At 38.1% G+C, this 2,624-nt stretch carries 2 protein-coding genes; both read right to left on the minus strand.

Annotated features, from left to right (window positions below; genetic code table 11):
* A partial coding sequence (locus tag QZU77_RS10720; RefSeq protein WP_295603965.1) for a hypothetical protein occupies nt 1-1,932 on the minus strand: 1,932 nt, incomplete at its 3' end.
* A gap of 136 nt (nt 1,933-2,068) precedes the next feature.
* Nucleotides 2,069-2,314: a hypothetical protein gene (locus tag QZU77_RS10725; RefSeq protein WP_295603967.1), complete on the minus strand. Its 246-nt coding sequence runs from the start codon at nt 2,312-2,314 to the stop codon at nt 2,069-2,071.
* Between the last annotated feature and the right edge of the window lie 310 nt (nt 2,315-2,624).

A 2,624-nucleotide genomic window follows, 5' to 3' on the forward strand; every position in this document is an offset into this window, starting at 1 on the left:
GAAGCTGCCTGATGCAGATGTTGGAAGGTAGTAGGAGTCTCCGGTGTATTTGAGCTGCCAGGTGTGCATGCCCTTGGTTAAGTCCTCATAATTATACTCATAGGATTCATCATAATCTTCCACACTGGTTTTTTCTTTAAGTTGGTTGTCTATGTAAAATTCAAATTCCCCGTCAGCGTCTTCCGGGACATTGTCTGGGAAATACCAGAAGACGTTTTCATCATCATAGTCGATTGTCAATTCGGATGGAATGTCGACTATCATTTCCCAGTTAGGATCACTGTCCTTGACCTCAAGGCCGTAGTGCTTGGTGTGGGAAGTTGTTTCATCAATGTATTTGACGACAATGTAATATTTGCCCACTTCGAGTTTAGGAATTGTTCTTGTAACAGTTGCGCCTGCACTGCCATTGTATAATTCCTCAATCAAGTTGCCAGGATAATAAGTTTCACTATAATCATCGTATTCACTTCCATACACTCCAATGGTTAAGTTTCCGGTTGAATCGGATGGTGTTTCAACAGTCACGCAATGATCATCTGTTGATTGGCTCCATATGCCTTTAGGATAATCAGCTTTAGGAATGATTTGGAAAGATTCCGTATTATTCTCAACCGCATAATCGTCACCGTCATACTTGACGATTACATTATAGTAGCCTATGGACAAGTCGTCAATGCCTATGGATGCTTTTCCATCAACCACTGGTGTTGTCTTGATTAAATCTCCAAGGCTGTAATCTTCTGTTTCATAATTGTAAATCGCTTCATATATGCTCAGGTTTCCTTTGGCATTGTCCGGCAGCAGTATGGAATAGTTGCCATTGCCGGAGTTATATTCTACTTCATAATCATCTGAATCCCTTGATATTATACTTTGGACATTTACTGTATAGTTGATTTTCTTTTGAGGATATCTATTATGGGTATATGTGAATGTTAGAGTGTTCCTGCCGTAATTGAGACTTGGAAGCACATATTCCAAACAGTCATAATTATGACTGTCAAAGCCAATCACATGATCTTGGCCGTTGATGTTCAGCACCAGGCTGCCTGTTGGGTCAGGGAGACGAATGTCGACTTCAACCTCTTCACCATATCCTATATCATTATCGTCTAGTTTTGAACTGTAAACCTCGAATATATAATCCACCGTGAAGTTGCCCTTTAATGTCTTGTTGGGATAATTGCCTCCGGTGTAGATTATTTCATATGTATGGTTGCCCAGTGTCCAATCCTCGTCAGACAGGTCAACATTTATTTCTGAGGTGTATTCTTCAATATATTCATCATATAGTTGGTTTGCAATATTAGTGTAGGTTTCAAATTCCTCACCGTCAATGAGGACCTTCAGTTTTCCTGTGGCGTTCACTGCAAATTCGACTGTGATTTGCATGTCATTCCAATATCCTATCTGCACTGGTTTCGGAACATTCACGTTCATGTAATAGAAATCAACATTTTTCGTGTAGTTGAACGGCAGGAAATTCGCATCCCCTGCATATTTGACTTGGACCAGATGGGTGCCATAACTTATGTCCAGGCCATTCAAGTAGAAATAGTCGCCATCATAACCGTTAAGAACTGTGCGGTAGTATGTCTTATTGTCTATTTCAATGGTAAGGTCTCCGGTTGCATCACTCATAATGGAATATTCCACTGCCGGCGGGTCAATATCATAGTCTGTGAGATCGCCGACCCTTACTGATTCGGGAATTGTTATGTCGAATTCAACTTCTTGTCTATTGTCTGTTTTTAGCTCGTCAACATCATCCGATGCTATTGTGTCATCAATTGGTGATGTTTCAACAACATCGGGTTGCTGTGAAACTGTCAGGTTGTCATCTGATGTGTCTTCAGATGCGCTGACAGCTCCTATTGTTAAAATCGCCAATAACACCATGGTTATCAGCATTATCTTTTCATACTTCATTTTTTACACAACTCATATTTTTTTTTAATGAATTTAGGAAAAACGATGAAGATTATTCATCATTTTCACATGATTATATTTTTGTCGTATAAAAAATATAAGTCAATTAAAGCTTTTGCTTTATGTACTGTTGAAATCAGTATACATCATCCAGTATACAGTAATCCTCCATTTCCTCAAGTTCCCTGCTGATGTTTTCCTCATAGATGTCATCGTCCTTGATGATCCATGACAGTCTCATTGATTTAACTCTCTGCTCAAGTTTCAGCAGGCTTTTTGAGCATAATGTTTTCATCTTTCCATTAAGATTGTAATTGTATCTCCAGTCGATAATGCCTCGGTCATTGTGCCTGTAAACGTGCAATACTCCACTTGTTGTCATGAACATACATTTATCTTAATAATGCAAGAATACCACGACCTCTTTTAGATCGTGGATGAATTGCACAGTTGGGTGTACTTACTTTTAATGTAGTTTTTATTGAAGTTTTATTGTTTTTGCGGGTTTAGAATTCATATTTTTCTTTTTAATTCTATTTAGTGTACTTTTTGTTTTATTATAATTTATTATTTTTTCATGTTTTAAAATAGTAATATTACGTCGAATAAGAAGAGACAATTACTTGTCTCCCCTCTTCTAAGAACCGTACGTGTCCCTTTTAAGACATACGGCTCAAGCATACTTATAAGAA

It is taken from the genome of uncultured Methanobrevibacter sp. (assembly GCF_902774605.1).
Taxonomy (GTDB): domain Archaea; phylum Methanobacteriota; class Methanobacteria; order Methanobacteriales; family Methanobacteriaceae; genus Methanocatella.

What these genes read in the sequence shown, in the direction of transcription:
- QZU77_RS10725 (WP_295603967.1), bottom strand. Translation starts at nt 2,314, where the DNA reads ATGACAACAAGTGGAGTATTGCACGTTTACAGGCACAATGACCGAGGC.